Source organism: Enterobacter sp. JBIWA005 (genome assembly GCF_019968805.1).
Lineage (GTDB): Bacteria > Pseudomonadota > Gammaproteobacteria > Enterobacterales > Enterobacteriaceae > Enterobacter > Enterobacter vonholyi.
Genome location: NZ_CP074159.1, coordinates 762,021 through 776,843 on the forward strand (window position 1 = coordinate 762,021; position 14,823 = coordinate 776,843).

General features: G+C 55.3%; 13 protein-coding genes. 5 read left to right on the plus strand and 8 right to left on the minus strand.

Translation table 11 applies throughout. The features are described 5' to 3' along the window. Window positions 1-160 precede the first annotated feature (160 nt). Window positions 161-1,204 carry a GMP reductase gene (locus KGP22_RS03590; protein ID WP_127729618.1) on the plus strand — a complete coding sequence of 348 codons (1,044 nt, stop codon included), beginning with the start codon at window positions 161-163 and terminating at the stop codon, window positions 1,202-1,204. A gap of 41 nt (window positions 1,205-1,245) precedes the next feature. Here the strand turns inward: KGP22_RS03590 and hofC are convergent, their stop codons facing one another. From hofC to nadC, 4 genes are all read right to left on the minus strand, one after another. Then, window positions 1,246-2,430, minus strand: a complete 1,185-nt coding sequence (gene hofC / locus KGP22_RS03595) for a protein transport protein HofC (protein ID WP_111964030.1) — start codon at window positions 2,428-2,430, stop codon at window positions 1,246-1,248. Further along, on the minus strand, window positions 2,420-3,802 hold the full coding sequence (gene gspE / locus KGP22_RS03600) for a type II secretion system protein GspE (protein ID WP_149367708.1): 1,383 nt from the start codon (window positions 3,800-3,802) through the stop codon (window positions 2,420-2,422). Before gspE ends, hofC begins: the two co-directional genes overlap by 11 nt. Before the next feature lie 10 nt (window positions 3,803-3,812). Next, window positions 3,813-4,250, minus strand: coding sequence for a prepilin peptidase-dependent pilin (ppdD, locus tag KGP22_RS03605; RefSeq protein ID WP_111964028.1), 438 nt, complete (start codon window positions 4,248-4,250; stop codon window positions 3,813-3,815). A 174-nt stretch (window positions 4,251-4,424) separates the two neighbouring features. Continuing rightward, window positions 4,425-5,318, minus strand: a complete 894-nt coding sequence (nadC, locus tag KGP22_RS03610; RefSeq protein WP_111964027.1) for a carboxylating nicotinate-nucleotide diphosphorylase — start codon at window positions 5,316-5,318, stop codon at window positions 4,425-4,427. An 87-nt stretch (window positions 5,319-5,405) separates the two neighbouring features. On the opposite strand from nadC, the gene ampD reads away from it, so the two are divergent. Then, on the plus strand, window positions 5,406-5,957 hold the full coding sequence (gene ampD / locus KGP22_RS03615; protein ID WP_111964026.1) for a 1,6-anhydro-N-acetylmuramyl-L-alanine amidase AmpD: 552 nt from the start codon (window positions 5,406-5,408) through the stop codon (window positions 5,955-5,957). Between the two features lie 9 nt (window positions 5,958-5,966). Continuing rightward, window positions 5,967-6,821 carry a beta-lactamase regulator AmpE gene (gene ampE, locus KGP22_RS03620; RefSeq protein ID WP_223581247.1) on the plus strand — a complete coding sequence of 285 codons (855 nt, stop codon included), beginning with the start codon at window positions 5,967-5,969 and terminating at the stop codon, window positions 6,819-6,821. An 18-nt stretch (window positions 6,822-6,839) separates the two neighbouring features. Here the strand turns inward: ampE and KGP22_RS03625 are convergent, their stop codons facing one another. From KGP22_RS03625 to KGP22_RS03640, 4 genes are all read right to left on the minus strand, one after another. Then, window positions 6,840-7,790: a family 43 glycosylhydrolase gene (locus KGP22_RS03625; protein ID WP_223581256.1), complete on the minus strand. Its 951-nt coding sequence runs from the start codon at window positions 7,788-7,790 to the stop codon at window positions 6,840-6,842. A gap of 10 nt (window positions 7,791-7,800) precedes the next feature. Next, window positions 7,801-9,198 (minus strand): MFS transporter, encoded by a 1,398-nt coding sequence (locus KGP22_RS03630; RefSeq protein WP_111964023.1) that lies wholly within the window; start codon window positions 9,196-9,198, stop codon window positions 7,801-7,803. Window positions 9,199-9,362: 164 nt separating this feature from the next. Continuing rightward, window positions 9,363-10,733, minus strand: coding sequence for an aromatic amino acid transporter AroP (gene aroP, locus KGP22_RS03635; RefSeq protein WP_045355157.1), 1,371 nt, complete (start codon window positions 10,731-10,733; stop codon window positions 9,363-9,365). 46 nt (window positions 10,734-10,779) lie between these two features. Further along, a complete protein-coding gene (locus KGP22_RS03640; RefSeq protein WP_111964022.1) occupies window positions 10,780-11,007 on the minus strand; it encodes a hypothetical protein in 228 nt (75 codons plus the stop codon). 263 nt (window positions 11,008-11,270) lie between these two features. On the opposite strand from KGP22_RS03640, the gene pdhR reads away from it, so the two are divergent. Further along, window positions 11,271-12,035: a pyruvate dehydrogenase complex transcriptional repressor PdhR gene (pdhR, locus tag KGP22_RS03645; protein ID WP_008501960.1), complete on the plus strand. Its 765-nt coding sequence runs from the start codon at window positions 11,271-11,273 to the stop codon at window positions 12,033-12,035. Between the two features lie 123 nt (window positions 12,036-12,158). Then, complete coding sequence (gene aceE / locus KGP22_RS03650; RefSeq protein ID WP_028015529.1) at window positions 12,159-14,822, plus strand: pyruvate dehydrogenase (acetyl-transferring), homodimeric type; 2,664 nt, start codon at window positions 12,159-12,161, stop codon at window positions 14,820-14,822. Window position 14,823: the final 1 nt, after the last annotated feature.

A 14,823-nucleotide genomic window follows, 5' to 3' on the forward strand; every position in this document is an offset into this window, starting at 1 on the left:
TGTTTAGCCCTGTTTACCGGCTTTTGACCAGGTAAATTTATAGGATTGTAGCGTAAAAAAAGAGAATTTCGCAGTCTTGCGGAGCAGGTATTAGTGCGTATGATAGCGTCACTGGAGTTGTGCTTTTAACATATTTGCCTCTAACCCCAGGAATCCGCACATGCGTATCGAAGAAGATCTGAAGTTAGGTTTCAAAGACGTTCTTATCCGCCCTAAACGCTCTACACTGAAAAGTCGCTCAGACGTTGAACTCGAACGTCAATTCACCTTTAAGCATTCCGGTCAGACCTGGTCTGGCGTGCCGATCATTGCTGCCAATATGGATACTGTGGGTACCTTTGAGATGGCAACCGCCCTGGCACAGTTTGATATTCTCACCGCCGTGCACAAACATTACAGCCCTGAAGAGTGGAATGCGTTTGTCGCGTCCACATCTGCTGACGTAGTGAAGCATGTGATGGTTTCTACCGGCACCTCCGATGCGGATTTCGAGAAGACCAAACAGATCCTGAACGCTAACCCGGCGCTCAACTTCGTTTGTATTGACGTGGCGAACGGTTACTCCGAGCACTTCGTGCAGTTCGTCAGCAAGGCGCGTGAGGCCTGGCCGACGAAAACCATCATCGCGGGCAACGTGGTGACCGGTGAAATGTGTGAAGAGCTGATCCTCTCCGGTGCCGATATCGTGAAAGTGGGCATTGGTCCGGGCTCTGTATGCACGACACGCGTCAAAACCGGCGTCGGTTATCCGCAGCTCTCCGCCGTCATTGAATGTGCCGATGCGGCGCACGGGCTGGGCGGACAGATCATCAGCGACGGCGGTTGCACCATGCCGGGTGATGTCGCAAAGGCTTTCGGCGGCGGCGCGGACTTCGTGATGCTCGGCGGTATGCTGGCAGGTCACGAAGAGAGCGGTGGTACCGTAGTTGAAGAGAACGGCGAGAAATTCATGCTGTTCTACGGCATGAGCTCTGAGTCTGCGATGACCCGTCACGTCGGTGGCGTGGCAAAATACCGTGCGGCAGAAGGCAAAACCGTGAAGCTGCCTTTGCGCGGCCCGGTTGAAAACACTGCACGCGATATCCTCGGCGGCCTGCGCTCTGCCTGCACCTACGTTGGGGCATCCCGTCTGAAAGAGCTGACAAAGCGTACGACGTTTATTCGCGTTCAGGAACAAGAAAACCGCGTATTCAATAGCCTGTAATGGCTTTCGCTGGCGCATGCCCGTGCGCCAGCCCTACTGTACTATCCCGCACTCAACGCATCCCCCAGATGGAAAATTGGCAGGTACATTGCCACCACCAGCGTGCCGATGATGACCCCTGTCACAATCAGAAGCACTGGCTCGAGAAGTGCCGCCAGATTATCTGCTCGTTGAAAGGTCTGTTCCGTGTGATGCCGGGCGAGGTTTGCCAGCATGATATCCAGCGCACCTGACATTTCGGCGGTTCGTAAAAGCTGAATACACAGCGGGGTAAAGATGTCCGCTTTATTAAAGGATGACCAGACGGGGAGACCTTTTTCAATGTCCTCCCGAACGCCACGGAGTATTCCCTGCCAGTACCGACTTTCAACGGTCTCCTCTGCACTCTCCAGGCCCTGTAGAAAGGGGATTCCGGACTGCTGCGTGAGTGACAGCACGGTAAAGATGTGCCCCAGTTTTTGTCCTTTTGCCAGCGCGCCCATCACGGGCGTATACATCAGCATGCGCTGCCACCGAGGGTTCTGCCGCAGAGCCCAGGCAGCGGCTAAGGGCGCTAATAACGCGGCGAACAACGCGAGGGCATAGGACTGGATAAAGGCGGCCATCCCCATGACCATCTGAGTCAGCAGCGGAAGCGGAGCGTTAAACGTTTTATAGATCGCGGCAAACTCCGGCAAGACCAGGATGACCATCGCCAGCACCACGAGCACGGCCAGCGTCAGGACAATCGCCGGATAGCGCAGGGCTTTTTTTACCTTTGCTCTGAGCTCCTGCTGCGCTTTTTGCTGCTGCGCGAGCTGGCGACAACACTCCTCCAGTTTCCCTGTGAGCTCACCGGTTTTCACCATCGAGACATGCAGTGGGCTAAAAACGGCTGGCCACTTTTTTAGCGACTCAGAAAAGGGGGCTCCCTCACTGAGCTCATCGGCAATACTTTGCAGCAGTGCCTGCCACGGTTTTAACGGATGTTGCTCTGCCAGCATCTGCAGGCTGTGGGACAACGTCAGCCCGGCCTGCAAAAGCGTTGCAAGCTGGCGAAACATCTCGTAGCAGTGATGTGGCCGCCAGCGGTGTCGCTGAGTGCATCGGGTCAGCGTCAAAGGATGGAGATCGCTCCGCATTAGCCTGGTGAAGGCGGCATTGCGGTCTGTGGCCCAGAGTGTCCCGCTTCGGGGTTCTCCTTCTTTGGTGAGCGCTCGCCAGCGCCAGAGTTGATTAGCCGCCATCCGGCATTCCCAGCACGCGCACCAGTTCTTCGACCGTGGTCAACCCTTGTTCAACGGCCATGCAACCGTGCTCGTAAAGAGAAATCATTCCCGCCTGCCGGGCGCTCGCTTCTATCACTTCTGTTCCCGCTCCACTGGCAATGGCCTGCCGCAGGGCATTGTCGATCGTCAGGACTTCAAAAATGGCCACGCGACCATAAAAACCGTGATAACACCGTTCGCAGCCGGTGGGCTGCCAGCGTGGAAGCGGTCTGGGCCATACGGCGCGCGGTAATTCAGCATGCTCGCTGGCTTCCCGACGACAATGTGGGCACAGGCGCCTGACCAGTCGCTGGGCAATCACCATCGACAGCGCGGAAGATATCATCCAGCGCGCGACGCCCATCTGCTCAAGGCGAATCAGGGTTTCTGTCGTCGAGTTGGTGTGAAGCGTTGACAGTACCAGATGACCGGTCTGGGCGGCATTAATGGCAATTGCTGCCGTTTCACCGTCACGGATTTCGCCGACCATAATGATGTCGGGATCCTGACGTAGCAGCGCCCTCAACACGCTCTGGAATGTTAAACCCGACCGGGGATTAATCTGCGTCTGGTTTAAACCCGTAAGGGGGATCTCAATGGGATCCTCCACGCTGCATATGTTGACGTCAGGGGTGTTACGCGCCTGCAGCGCGCTGTACAGGGTCACGGTTTTGCCGCTGCCGGTAGGGCCGGTGACCAGAATCAGCCCCTGCGGCTGGTGGAGCACCTCGTTGAAACGGGCCAGTTGTTCAGCACTCATACCAAGCGCTTCAGGCTCAAGGGCCTGCTGAACCTGATGCAAGAGACGCAGCACAATTTTCTCACCACCGCTGCAGGGAAGCGTCGCGATCCGAAATGAGACCGGCTCGTTTGCCAGCTCAATCGTAAATTGACCGTCCTGGGGCAAACGACGTTCTGCAATATCCAGGTTACCCAGCACCTTTAAACGTGCGCTGAACAGGCTTGCCAGTTCAGCGGCAAGGGGAGGCTGAGGGCAAAGTACGCCGTCGATACGTAAACGAATCTGGCACGCGTGCTCCATCGGTTCGATATGAATATCAGAGGCGCGCCGGTTGATTGCCTGCAGCAGCGTGTGGTTGAGGACATCTACTGTTGAGTATGTTTGCGAAATGCCGGGCAGATGCGATTGGGACGTTAGCTGCCGGTGTTTTTCCATGCGCTCAGCGCTCCAGCACTCAATATCAATTCGTTTCTGGGTCGCGAAGCGCAGCGCCTCCATGAGTTCAGCCGCGGGGCTTCCCACGACGGCAATGCTGACCATGTCACTGTCGCTGGTGAGCAGCAGCGCGCGGTGGCGCAGACAAAGCGCCACGAGTTGCTCGGTATTCATTATCCGCTCCTCAGTTGTTGTCGAAGCGGAAAACGTCTTCGCAGGCCTGTTTCAGGGCGCTATCAGCACCGATCTTACAGTCGCGCGTCCAGCCCGTCATACCGTTGCCGTCGTTCCACCGTGGCGTCATGGTTACCGTCAGCCCGTTGAGACTCTCCTGTCCTGTTAAGGTCACGGTCCCTTTTGCCACGCTCATTCCTGAAACGTAGCGTGTCGTGGTGGGGGAAGGAATACCGTTACTGCCGGCATCGCAGCTCTCCACGCCTCCGTGATCCAGTGCGCAAAGCTCAATGGCCGTGCGGTAAGGAACGAAGGTTTGCAGCATATCGGTCAGCGCCGCTTTGCGCAGGTAGTTCTGATAGGCTGGTACGCCGATGGCGCTCAGAATCGCGATAATGCCGATGACCACCATCAGCTCAATGAGAGTGAATCCGTGTTGTCTGTTCATATCTGCTCCTTACGTTTAGTGGCGCTACTCTGTCAGCGCGAAAGGGCAGATACGAGGGGCAAAAAAGTGAACGGGAAAGCACATTCAGAGAATTTATGCCGCGTTGCAGGGAAGAACAGCGGATATGCGAGCGGGGCTGAAATTCCCCTCTCCGCACGGAGAGGGGAGAATGCATTATTTGAAGCGCATTGAGAGGTCGAGGGCGCGAACGTGTTTGGTCAGCGCGCCGACGGAGATGTAATCCACGCCGGTTTCGGCGAATTCACGGATCGTTTCGAAGGTGACGTTCCCGGACACTTCAAGCTGGGCCCGGCCGTTAGTCAATTTTACCGCCTCGCGCATCTGCTCGGTTTCGAAGTTATCGAGCATGATGATATCGGCCCCGGCCTTAATCGCCTGCTCCAGCTCGTCCAGGTTTTCCACTTCCACTTCAACCGGCACATCAGGGTGCAGCCAGAAGGCCTTCTCCACCGCCTGACGCACGGAGCCAGAGGCAATAATATGGTTTTCTTTAATCAGGAAGGCGTCGGACAGGCCCAGACGATGGTTTGCGCCACCGCCGCAGAGCACCGCATACTTCAGCGCCGTGCGCAGGCCCGGCAGCGTTTTGCGGGTATCCAGCAGCTGGGTGCGGGTGCCTGCCAGCAGGTCAACGTAGCGACGTACTTCACTGGCGACACCAGAGAGCGTTTGTACAAAGTTGAGCGCGGTACGTTCGCCAGTCAGCAAGACGCGGGAAGGACCGTCCAGTTCAAACAGCGGCTGGTTGGCCGTAACTGCATCGCCGTCTTCAACGTGCCAGATAATCTGCACATCATCACCCGCCAGTTGAGTAAAGACCTCTTCAACCCAGCGCTTGCCGCAAAAAACACCCTCTTCGCGGGTGATAATGACCGCGTGGGAGCGCGTCTCTTTCGGCAACAATTGTGCGGTAATATCCTTTTCGGCATTAACATCACCGCCCAGATCTTCTTTCAAAGCATGGGAGACGCTTGCCGGAATATCCATATTAATACGTTCCAGAAGCGCTTCACGTCGGTGGTCGGGGTTGTAGCGGCGAGGCGGCATGATAAAACTCCAAATTGGTAACGAATCATAATATTGAAACATGCTACTCTGAACCGAGTCATTGCACCATACAGAAGGAGTTCCAGCATGTTGTTAGAAAACGGATGGCTGGTGGATGCGCGGCGTGTACCTTCGCCGCACCACGATTGCCGCCCGGAGGATGAAAAGCCCACACTGCTGGTGGTTCATAATATTAGTCTCCCGCCGGGTGAATTTGGCGGCCCGTGGATTGATGCGTTATTCACGGGAACGATTGATCCCGATGCTCATCCCTTCTTTGCTGAAATTGCACATCTGCGCGTATCGGCTCACTGCCTGATTCGTCGCGATGGTGAAGTGGTTCAGTATGTTCCTTTTGATAAGCGCGCCTGGCATGCCGGGGTGTCGGTGTATCACGGGCGCGAGCGGTGCAATGATTTTTCTATCGGGATCGAACTGGAAGGCACGGATACCACGCCCTACACCGATTCACAGTATCAACAGCTAGCGGCTGTGACCCGCACGCTTATCGGACTCTACCCGACCATTGCCGACAATATTACGGGACACAGCGATATTGCCCCGGCGAGAAAAACCGATCCCGGCCCGGCATTCGACTGGCCCCGCTTTCGCGCCATGCTTACCGCGTCGTCAGAATAAGGAGATACCATGACGTTGTTTACCATGCTGCTGGTCATCATCGCTGAACGCCTGTTCAAGCTCGGTGAGCACTGGCATCTGGATCACCGGCTGGACGTGTTATTCCGCCGTATCAAGCACTTTTCCATGCTGCGTACGCTGCTGATGATGGCGGGTGTGATGGTGATTACGTTCCTGCTGCTGCGCTCGCTGTATGGACTCTTTTTCAACGTGCCGCTGCTGGTGGTGTGGATCCTGCTCGGCGTGCTGTGCATTGGTGCGGGCAAGGTGCGTTTGCACTATCACGCCTACCTGAAAGCCGCCTCCCGTGACGATGCCCATGCGCGCAGTGCCATGGCGAGCGAGCTGACCATGATCCACGGCGTGCCGCCTGACTGCGACGAGCGCGAGTTTCTGCGCGAGCTGCAAAACGCGCTGCTGTGGATTAACTTCCGTTACTACCTGGCGCCGCTGTTCTGGTTCGTAGTGGGCGGCCCGTGGGGGCCGGTACTGCTGATGGGGTATGCGTTCCTGCGCGCCTGGCAGACCTGGCTTGCCCGCTATCTGACGCCGCATGAACGCCTGCTGTCCGGCATCGATGCCATCCTGCACGTGCTAGACTGGCTCCCGGTGCGTCTGGTGGGCGTGGTTTACGCGTTAATTGGCCACGGTGAAAAAGCGTTGCCCGCATGGTTCGCTTCTCTTGCCGATCGCCATACGTCGCAGTATCAGGTGCTAACGCGTCTTGCGCAGTTCTCGCTGGCACGTGAGCCGCATACCGACAAGATTGAAACGCCGAAAGCCGCTGTCTCCATGGCGAAGAAGACGTCGTTTGTGGTGGTGGTTATCGTGGCGCTGCTGACTATCTACGGCACGCTGGTGTAATCCAGCGCGCCGCAAAGTTTAAAGCGTATCCGCGGGCGGGATGCCGAAATCAGGCATCCCGTTTTCATTCCAGCGGACAAGCTTCAGGCGGGTATGGCGATTCGGATCGTACAGCGGATCGCCCTCAATTTCGGTGTAATTCCGCGCGTGATACACCAGCACATCGTCCCCTTCCGGCGTTTGCGTAAAGCTGTTATGGCCCGGGCCGTACTGGCGATTTTCGTAGCTGGTAACGAATACGGGATGCGGAGATTTTTGCCAGTTCAATGGGTTTTGCGGATCCGCGTTCAGGTCTATCCACAGCAGCCCCATGCAGTAGTTCTCGTCGGTAGCGCTGGCGGAATAGCTGATAAACAGCTTATCGCCGTGAACCAGTACCGCCGGGCCTTCGTTGACCCAAAACCCGCGACACTCCCAGTCGTATTCCGGCTTGCTGAGCATCACCGGCTCGCCTTTCAGCGTCCACGGGTTCGCCATTTCACACAGATAAAGGTTGGAGTTCCCGGTGATATCCGGCGCTTTTTGCGCCCACAGATACCAGCGTTTCCCCTGATGCAAAAAGGTGGTGGCGTCCAGGGCGAAGGTATCGAAAGGCGTTTTGATCTGCCCTTTTTCCACCCACGTGCCGGTAAGCGGATCGCTGTCGGCACATTCAATAGCAAACATGCGGTGCTGGAACATCCCGAGCGCGTCGAGCGCCTGGGTGTGCGCCGCAGCAAAATAGATGTACCACTTCCCGTCAATGTGGTGCAGTTCCGGCGCCCAAATCAGCTGGCTCATTGGTCCGGTCTCGGGTTTACGCCAGACCACCACTTCTTCGGCATGACGTAAGCCTTCCAGCGACGCTGCGCGGCGGATCGCCAGCCTGTCGTACTCCGGCACGGAGGCGATAAAATAGTACTGCCCCTCGTGATGTAAAATGTACGGATCGGCGCGTTGTTCGATAAACGGGTTTGGCCAGGTTTGCATTCGGCTTTCCTTATTTAGTCTCAGCAGCTTTCAGTTCCTGATAATCGTTCAGCTCTTGATAGTTGTTGCGGCGTTTTTCCAGATCGGACTGGATCTGCTTCATGGTTTCACGATCCACCTTCAGCAGTCGTACTACACCCGCGGTAATTAAGTATCCAATGCCGGGAATGACGGTAAAGAGCAGCACGATCCCGTTAATGGCGTCCGCGCTCTGCGCTTTTGCTCCCGCATCATAACCGTACCAGGAGAGCAGGAAGCCGACCATCGCCCCGGCAATCGCCAGCCCCAGCTTCAGGAAGAAGATGTTGCCGGAGAAGCTGATCCCGGTGATGCGCTTACCGGTCTTCCACTCGCCGTAGTCGTCCACGTCGGCCATCAGCGACCAGTGCAGCGGAGACGGGATCTGGTGCAGGATGTTCAGCAGGAAGTAGAGCACCACGATGGTGACGGTGGCTTTCGGGTCGAAGAAATAAAAGGCGCAGGAGAAAATCGCCAGCACGATATTGGTCCAGAAGAAGACCTTTAGTTTGCACCAGCGGTCGGTCAGCACTTTTGCCAGCACGCTGCCGAGCATCATGCCGACGACGCCCAGGCTGATAAACAGCGTGGCGAAATGAGTGCTCTGACCCATCACCCAGGTAACGTAATACATGGTGGCCGCCATGCGGATAAAGCCCGGGCAGACGTTGCAGAGCGTCAGCAGCAGAATGCGCACCCACTGGTCATTCTTCCACACGTCTTTCAGGTCATTTTTCAGCTGGTCATTGGTCTGCACCGCCGGACGCACGCGCTCGCGCACGGTGGCGAAGCAGAACAGGAACATGCATGTGCCAATCAGCGCCAGAACGGTCATCGCCATCTGGTAGCCTTTGGCTTTGTTGTTCCCGCCAAACCAGTCGGCCATCGGTAGCAGCGTTAATGAGAGCAGCAGCGTGGCGATGCCGACAAGCACAAAGCGATACGACTGGCAGGCCACACGTTCTTTTGGATCGTTGGTGATCACCCCGCCCAGCGAGCAATAGGGGATATTGATGGCGGTGTAGGTAAGCGACAGCAGGAAATAGGTGACAAACGCATAGATAACTTTGCTGTTATAGCTCCACTCAGGCGTGGTGAACATCAGGATGCTGAACAGCGCGTAGGGGAAGGCGATCCACAGCAACCATGGACGAAACCGGCCATATTTGCTGCGGGTACGGTCAGCAATCGCGCCCATGATCGGGTCCGTTACGGCGTCAATCACGCGCACGGAAAGCAGAAGCACGCCGACCAGCGCAGGGGCGAGGCCAAAAATATCCGTATAAAAATAGTTAACAAACAGCATGATGGCGCCGAAGATGATGTTGCATCCCGCGTCGCCCATCCCATAGCCGATCTTTTCTTTTACTGACAGTTTGTTGTTATCCATCGACAGCTCTCCGGTTTACGGTATGGAGAGAATTATTTGCTGGCAAAGGAATATATGCGTTGCAGTATCAGGGCGGTGATATGGATAAATGCGCTGTGGACGTGAAAGTGTGAGAGAGGTAACAACGCGCGGCACCCGCAAAAGCAGGTGCCGCGAAGAGAGGCTTAGTGTGCCTTCATGGCATTACGGCTTTTCTGACTGAAGAGATAGCCCACGCCAAGGATCGCAATCCAGACCGGGATCAGGTAGACGGAAATCGCCATACCCGGGGTGATCAGCATAATCACCAGCACGGCTGCCATAAACAGCAGGCAGATCCAGTTACCCAGCGGATAGAGCAGGGCAGGGAAGCGCGTGGTGACGCCCTGCTGCTGTTTTGCGCGGCGGAACTTCATGTGCGCCAGGCTGATCATCGCCCAGTTGATGACCAGGGCAGAGACCACCAGCGCCATCAGCAGGCCAAACGCCGATTCCGGTGCCATGTAGTTAATGAGCACGCACAGCGCGGTTACGACCGCCGAAACAAGAATCGTGTTTACCGGCACGCCGCGCTTATCGACGTTGAGCAGCGCTTTTGGCGCGTTACCCTGCTGGGCCAGGCCGAACAGCATGCGGCTGTTGCAGTATACGCAGCTGTTGTATACGGAGAGCGCGGCGGTGAGTACAACGATGTTCAGGGCGTTGGCGACAAAGGTGTCGCCCAGCTCGTGGAAGATCAGCACAAACGGGCTAGTGTCGGCGGTGACGCGCGTCCACGGCAGCAGGGAGAGCAGCACGGCCAATGAGCCCACATAGAAGATCAGAATGCGGTAGATAACCTGGTTAGTGGCTTTCGGGATGCTCTGCTCAGGGTTGTCGGCTTCAGCAGCGGTGATGCCCACCAGTTCCAGGCCGCCAAAGGAGAACATAATGATCGCCATCATCATCACCAGGCCGGTCATGCCGTGAGGCAGGAATCCACCCTGTTCCCAGAGGTTGCGCACCGTGGCCTGAGGGCCGCCGTTGCCGCTGAACAGCAGCCAGCCGCCGAAGATAATCATCGCCACCACGGCAATGACCTTGATGATGGCAAACCAGAACTCCATCTCCCCGAACACTTTAACGTTGGTCAGGTTAATGGCGTTGATAATGACGAAGAAGGCCGCAGCAGAAGCCCAGGTTGGGATTTCGGGATACCAGAACTGAATGTATTTCCCAACGGCGGTCAGTTCGGCCATGGCAACCAGAACGTACAGCACCCAGTAGTTCCAGCCCGAGGCGAAACCGGCAAAGCTGCCCCAGTATTTATAGGCAAAGTGGCTGAAGGAGCCGGCGACCGGCTCTTCCACTACCATTTCGCCCAGCTGGCGCATGATCAGAAAAGCAATGAAACCCGCAATCGCGTAACCCAAAATAATGCCCGGACCGGCAGACTGGATAACGGATGCGCTGCCCAGAAACAGGCCGGTACCAATCGCACCGCCCAGTGCGATGAGCTGAATATGGCGGTTTTTAAGCCCGCGCTTTAGCTGATCGCCGTGCTGTTGAGCTTCCATTTGAAACCTCGTGTGTGGTTGTTATGTTCACGCTGAGCGTGTGTAATTATGAAAATCCATATTCTGTATTTATTTCTTTACGGTTAACGAGACCGAAAAAAGCGGAGATGACTTCCGTAAGCGCCAGAATAGTGGTAAGTGCCTGCGAATGCACCTGCTTTATGAAGGGGTGATGACGACTTGAATAAAAAGAAAGCATTTGTAAATCGGCCCGCTCGTTGTTCCTCTCCCAACCTATAGAATAGAAATGCGCCGTAAGTGGGCGAATTTTCATTATTTGCCTTGTTGAATCGCTTCAGATTGCAAAAACCCTCGTTTCATTATGGTTAAAACTCCCTCTTTGGGAGTAATCAACTCATTTGTGCAAAGTTACATTTCTGAAACGTTATTTCTGTAAGGTTGTTAAAATGTGCAGGGTTTACTGATTTCAATCAAAACCAATATGGACAGAAGGTGAATACTTTGTTACTTTAGCGATACGAAATAGAAATTGGTAAGACCAATTGACTCCGGGCAAAAAGGCGTAAGACAGGGAATATGGCCTACAGCAAAATTCGCCAACCAAAACTATCTGATGTGATTGAGCAGCAGCTGGAGTTTTTAATCCTCGAAGGGACTCTGCGCCCGGGTGAGAAACTTCCGCCAGAACGCGAGCTGGCAAAACAGTTCGACGTTTCACGTCCTTCTCTGCGTGAGGCGATTCAACGTCTCGAAGCAAAGGGCTTGCTGCTTCGTCGTCAGGGCGGCGGAACCTTTGTGCAAAACAGCCTGTGGCAGAGCTTCAGCGATCCGCTGGTAGAACTTCTCTCTGACCACCCAGAATCCCAGTTTGACCTGCTTGAGACCCGTCACGCGCTGGAAGGTATTGCGGCCTATTACGCCGCCCTTCGCAGCACTGATGAAGATCGCGTGCGTATCCGCGAACTGCATCAGGCCATTGAACGGGCACAGCAGTCCGGCGATTTAGACGCCGAGTCCAGCGCCGTCGTCCAGTATCAAATCGCCGTCACCGAAGCGGCCCACAACGTGGTGCTCCTCCATCTGCTACGCTGCATGGAGCCGATGCTGGCCCAGAACGTTCGTCAAAATTTTGAATTGTTGTATGCCCGTCGGGACATGCTCCCACTGGTAAGCAACCATCGCACCCGAGTATTCGAGGCGATAATGGCCGGGGAACCGGAGCAGGCGCGCGAAGCGTCGCACCGCCATCTGGCTTTCATTGAGGAAATCTTGCTGGACCGCAGCCGTGAACAATCGCGTCGCGAACGTTCATTACGCCGCATACAGCAACGAAAGGATTAAGCGCCAGGTACTTTTAGAGCGCGGCAACTAAACGCAGAACCTGTCTTATTGTGTTCTTGCCCAAGAGCACAATGGGACAGGTTCCAGACAAATCAACGTATTAGATAGATAAGGAATACCCCCATGTCAGAACGTCTCCAAAATGACGTGGATCCGATCGAAACTCGCGACTGGCTACAGGCGATCGAATCGGTCATCCGTGAAGAAGGTGTTGAGCGCGCTCAGTATCTGATTGATCAGCTGCTTTCTGAAGCCCGCAAAGGCGGTGTGAAGGTTGCTTCAGGTGCAGGGGCTAGCAACTACGTAAACACGATTGCCGTCGAAGACGAACCGGAATACCCGGGCAATCTGGATCTGGAACGTCGTATCCGTTCTGCAATTCGCTGGAACGCCATTATGACCGTTCTGCGCGCATCCAAGAAAGACCTGGAACTGGGTGGCCACATGGCGTCCTTCCAGTCTTCTGCGACCGTTTACGAAGTGTGCTTCAACCACTTCTTCCGTGCAGCGAACGAGAAAGACGGCGGCGATCTGGTGTACTTCCAGGGCCACATCTCTCCGGGCATCTATGCACGTGCATTCCTGGAAGGTCGTCTGACTGAAGAGCAGATGAACAACTTCCGTCAGGAAGTTCACGGTAAAGGTCTGTCTTCTTACCCGCACCCTAAACTGATGCCTGAATTCTGGCAGTTCCCAACCGTATCTATGGGTCTGGGCCCAATCGGTGCGATCTACCAGGCGAAATTCCTGAAGTATCTGGAACACCGTGGTCTGAAAGACACCTCTGAGCAGACCGTATACGCCTTCCTGGGCGACGGCGAAATGGATGAGCCAGAATCCAAAGGTGCGATCACCATCGCAACCCGTGAAAAGCTGGACAACCTGTGCTTCATCATCAACTGTAACCTGCAGCGTCTGGATGGTCCGGTAACCGGTAACGGCAAGATCATCAACGAACTGGAAGGCATCTTCGCAGGTGCTGGCTGGAACGTGATCAAAGTGATGTGGGGTTCCCGTTGGGACGAACTGCTGCGTAAAGACACCAGCGGTAAACTGATCCAGCTGATGAACGAAACCGTTGACGGTGACTACCAGACCTTCAAATCCAAAGACGGTGCCTACGTGCGTGAGCACTTCTTCGGCAAATATCCAGAAACCGCAGCCCTGGTTGCAGACTGGACTGATGAGCAGATCTGGGCCCTGAACCGCGGTGGTCACGATCCGAAGAAAATCTACGCTGCACTGAAAAAAGCGCGTGAAACCAAAGGTAAAGCGACTGTAATCCTGGCCCACACCATCAAAGGTTACGGCATGGGTGATACCGCAGAAGGTAAAAACATCGCTCACCAGGTTAAGAAAATGAACATGGACGGCGTGCGTTATATCCGCGACCGTTTCAACGTTCCAGTCACCGATGAGCAGGTAGAAAACCTGTCTTACATCACCTTCCCGGAAGGTTCTGAAGAGCACAAGTACCTGCACGAACGTCGTCAGGCGCTGAAAGGCTACCTGCCAGCTCGTCAGCCAAACTTCACCGAGAAACTGGAACTGCCAGCGCTGGAAGACTTCTCTCAGCTGCTGGAAGAGCAGAACAAAGAGATCTCTACCACTATCGCTTTCGTTCGTGCCCTGAACGTGATGCTGAAGAACAAGTCGATCAAAGATCGCCTGGTGCCAATCATCGCCGACGAAGCGCGTACTTTCGGTATGGAAGGTCTGTTCCGTCAGATCGGTATCTACAGCCCGAACGGCCAGCAGTACACCCCGCAGGACCGTGAGCAGGTTGCATACTACAAAGAAGACGAGAAAGGTCAGATCCTGCAGGAAGGTATCAACGAGCTGGGCGCAGGCGCATCCTGGCTGGCTGCTGCGACCTCTTACAGCACCAACAACCTGCCGATGATCCCGTTCTACATTTACTACTCCATGTTCGGGTTCCAGCGTATCGGTGACCTGTGCTGGCAGGCAGGCGACCAGCAGGCTCGCGGCTTCCTGATCGGTGGTACTTCCGGTCGTACGACCCTGAACGGTGAAGGTCTGCAGCACGAAGATGGTCACAGCCACATTCAGTCTCTGACTATCCCTAACTGTATCTCTTACGACCCGTCTTACGCGTACGAAGTGGCTGTCATCATGCATGACGGTCTGCAGCGCATGTACGGTGAAGCGCAGGAGAACATTTACTACTACATCACCACCCTGAACGAAAACTACCACATGCCGGCAATGCCAGCAGGCGCCGAGGAAGGTATCCGTAAAGGTATCTACAAACTCGAAACCATCGAAGGTAGCAAAGGTAAAGTTCAGCTGCTGGGCTCCGGTTCTATCCTGCGTCACGTTCGTGAAGCAGCGCAGATCCTGGCGAAAGACTACGGTGTCGGTTCCGATGTGTACTCTGTTACCTCCTTCACTGAACTGGCGCGTGATGGCCAGGATTGTGAGCGCTGGAACATGCTGCACCCAATGGAAACCCCACGCGTTCCTTACATCGCTCAGGTGATGAACGACGCGCCAGCGGTGGCGTCTACTGACTATATGAAACTGTTCGCTGAGCAGGTTCGTACTTACGTTCCAGCTGATGATTATCGCGTACTGGGTACTGACGGCTTCGGTCGTTCTGACAGCCGCGAAAACCTGCGTCACCACTTCGAAGTTGATGCTTCTTACGTGGTTGTAGCAGCACTGGGCGAACTGGCTAAACGTGGCGAAATCGATAAGAAAGTGGTTGCAGACGCAATCACCAAATTCAACATCGATGCAGAAAAAGTTAACCCGCGTCTGGCGTAAG

Excerpts from the sequence above, each read along its gene's own strand:
- KGP22_RS03590 (WP_127729618.1), top strand. The coding sequence starts at position 161 with ATGCGTATCGAAGAAGATCTGAAGTTAGGTTTCAAAGACGTTCTTATC.
- hofC (WP_111964030.1), bottom strand. The coding sequence starts at position 2,430 with ATGGCGGCTAATCAACTCTGGCGCTGGCGAGCGCTCACCAAAGAAGGA.
- gspE (WP_149367708.1), bottom strand. The coding sequence starts at position 3,802 with ATGAATACCGAGCAACTCGTGGCGCTTTGTCTGCGCCACCGCGCGCTG.
- ppdD (WP_111964028.1), bottom strand. The coding sequence starts at position 4,250 with ATGAACAGACAACACGGATTCACTCTCATTGAGCTGATGGTGGTCATC.
- nadC (WP_111964027.1), bottom strand. The coding sequence starts at position 5,318 with ATGCCGCCTCGCCGCTACAACCCCGACCACCGACGTGAAGCGCTTCTG.
- ampD (WP_111964026.1), top strand. The coding sequence starts at position 5,406 with ATGTTGTTAGAAAACGGATGGCTGGTGGATGCGCGGCGTGTACCTTCG.
- ampE (WP_223581247.1), top strand. The coding sequence starts at position 5,967 with ATGACGTTGTTTACCATGCTGCTGGTCATCATCGCTGAACGCCTGTTC.
- KGP22_RS03625 (WP_223581256.1), bottom strand. The coding sequence starts at position 7,790 with ATGCAAACCTGGCCAAACCCGTTTATCGAACAACGCGCCGATCCGTAC.
- KGP22_RS03630 (WP_111964023.1), bottom strand. The coding sequence starts at position 9,198 with ATGGATAACAACAAACTGTCAGTAAAAGAAAAGATCGGCTATGGGATG.
- aroP (WP_045355157.1), bottom strand. The coding sequence starts at position 10,733 with ATGGAAGCTCAACAGCACGGCGATCAGCTAAAGCGCGGGCTTAAAAAC.
- KGP22_RS03640 (WP_111964022.1), bottom strand. The coding sequence starts at position 11,007 with ATGAAAATTCGCCCACTTACGGCGCATTTCTATTCTATAGGTTGGGAG.
- pdhR (WP_008501960.1), top strand. The coding sequence starts at position 11,271 with ATGGCCTACAGCAAAATTCGCCAACCAAAACTATCTGATGTGATTGAG.
- aceE (WP_028015529.1), top strand. The coding sequence starts at position 12,159 with ATGTCAGAACGTCTCCAAAATGACGTGGATCCGATCGAAACTCGCGAC.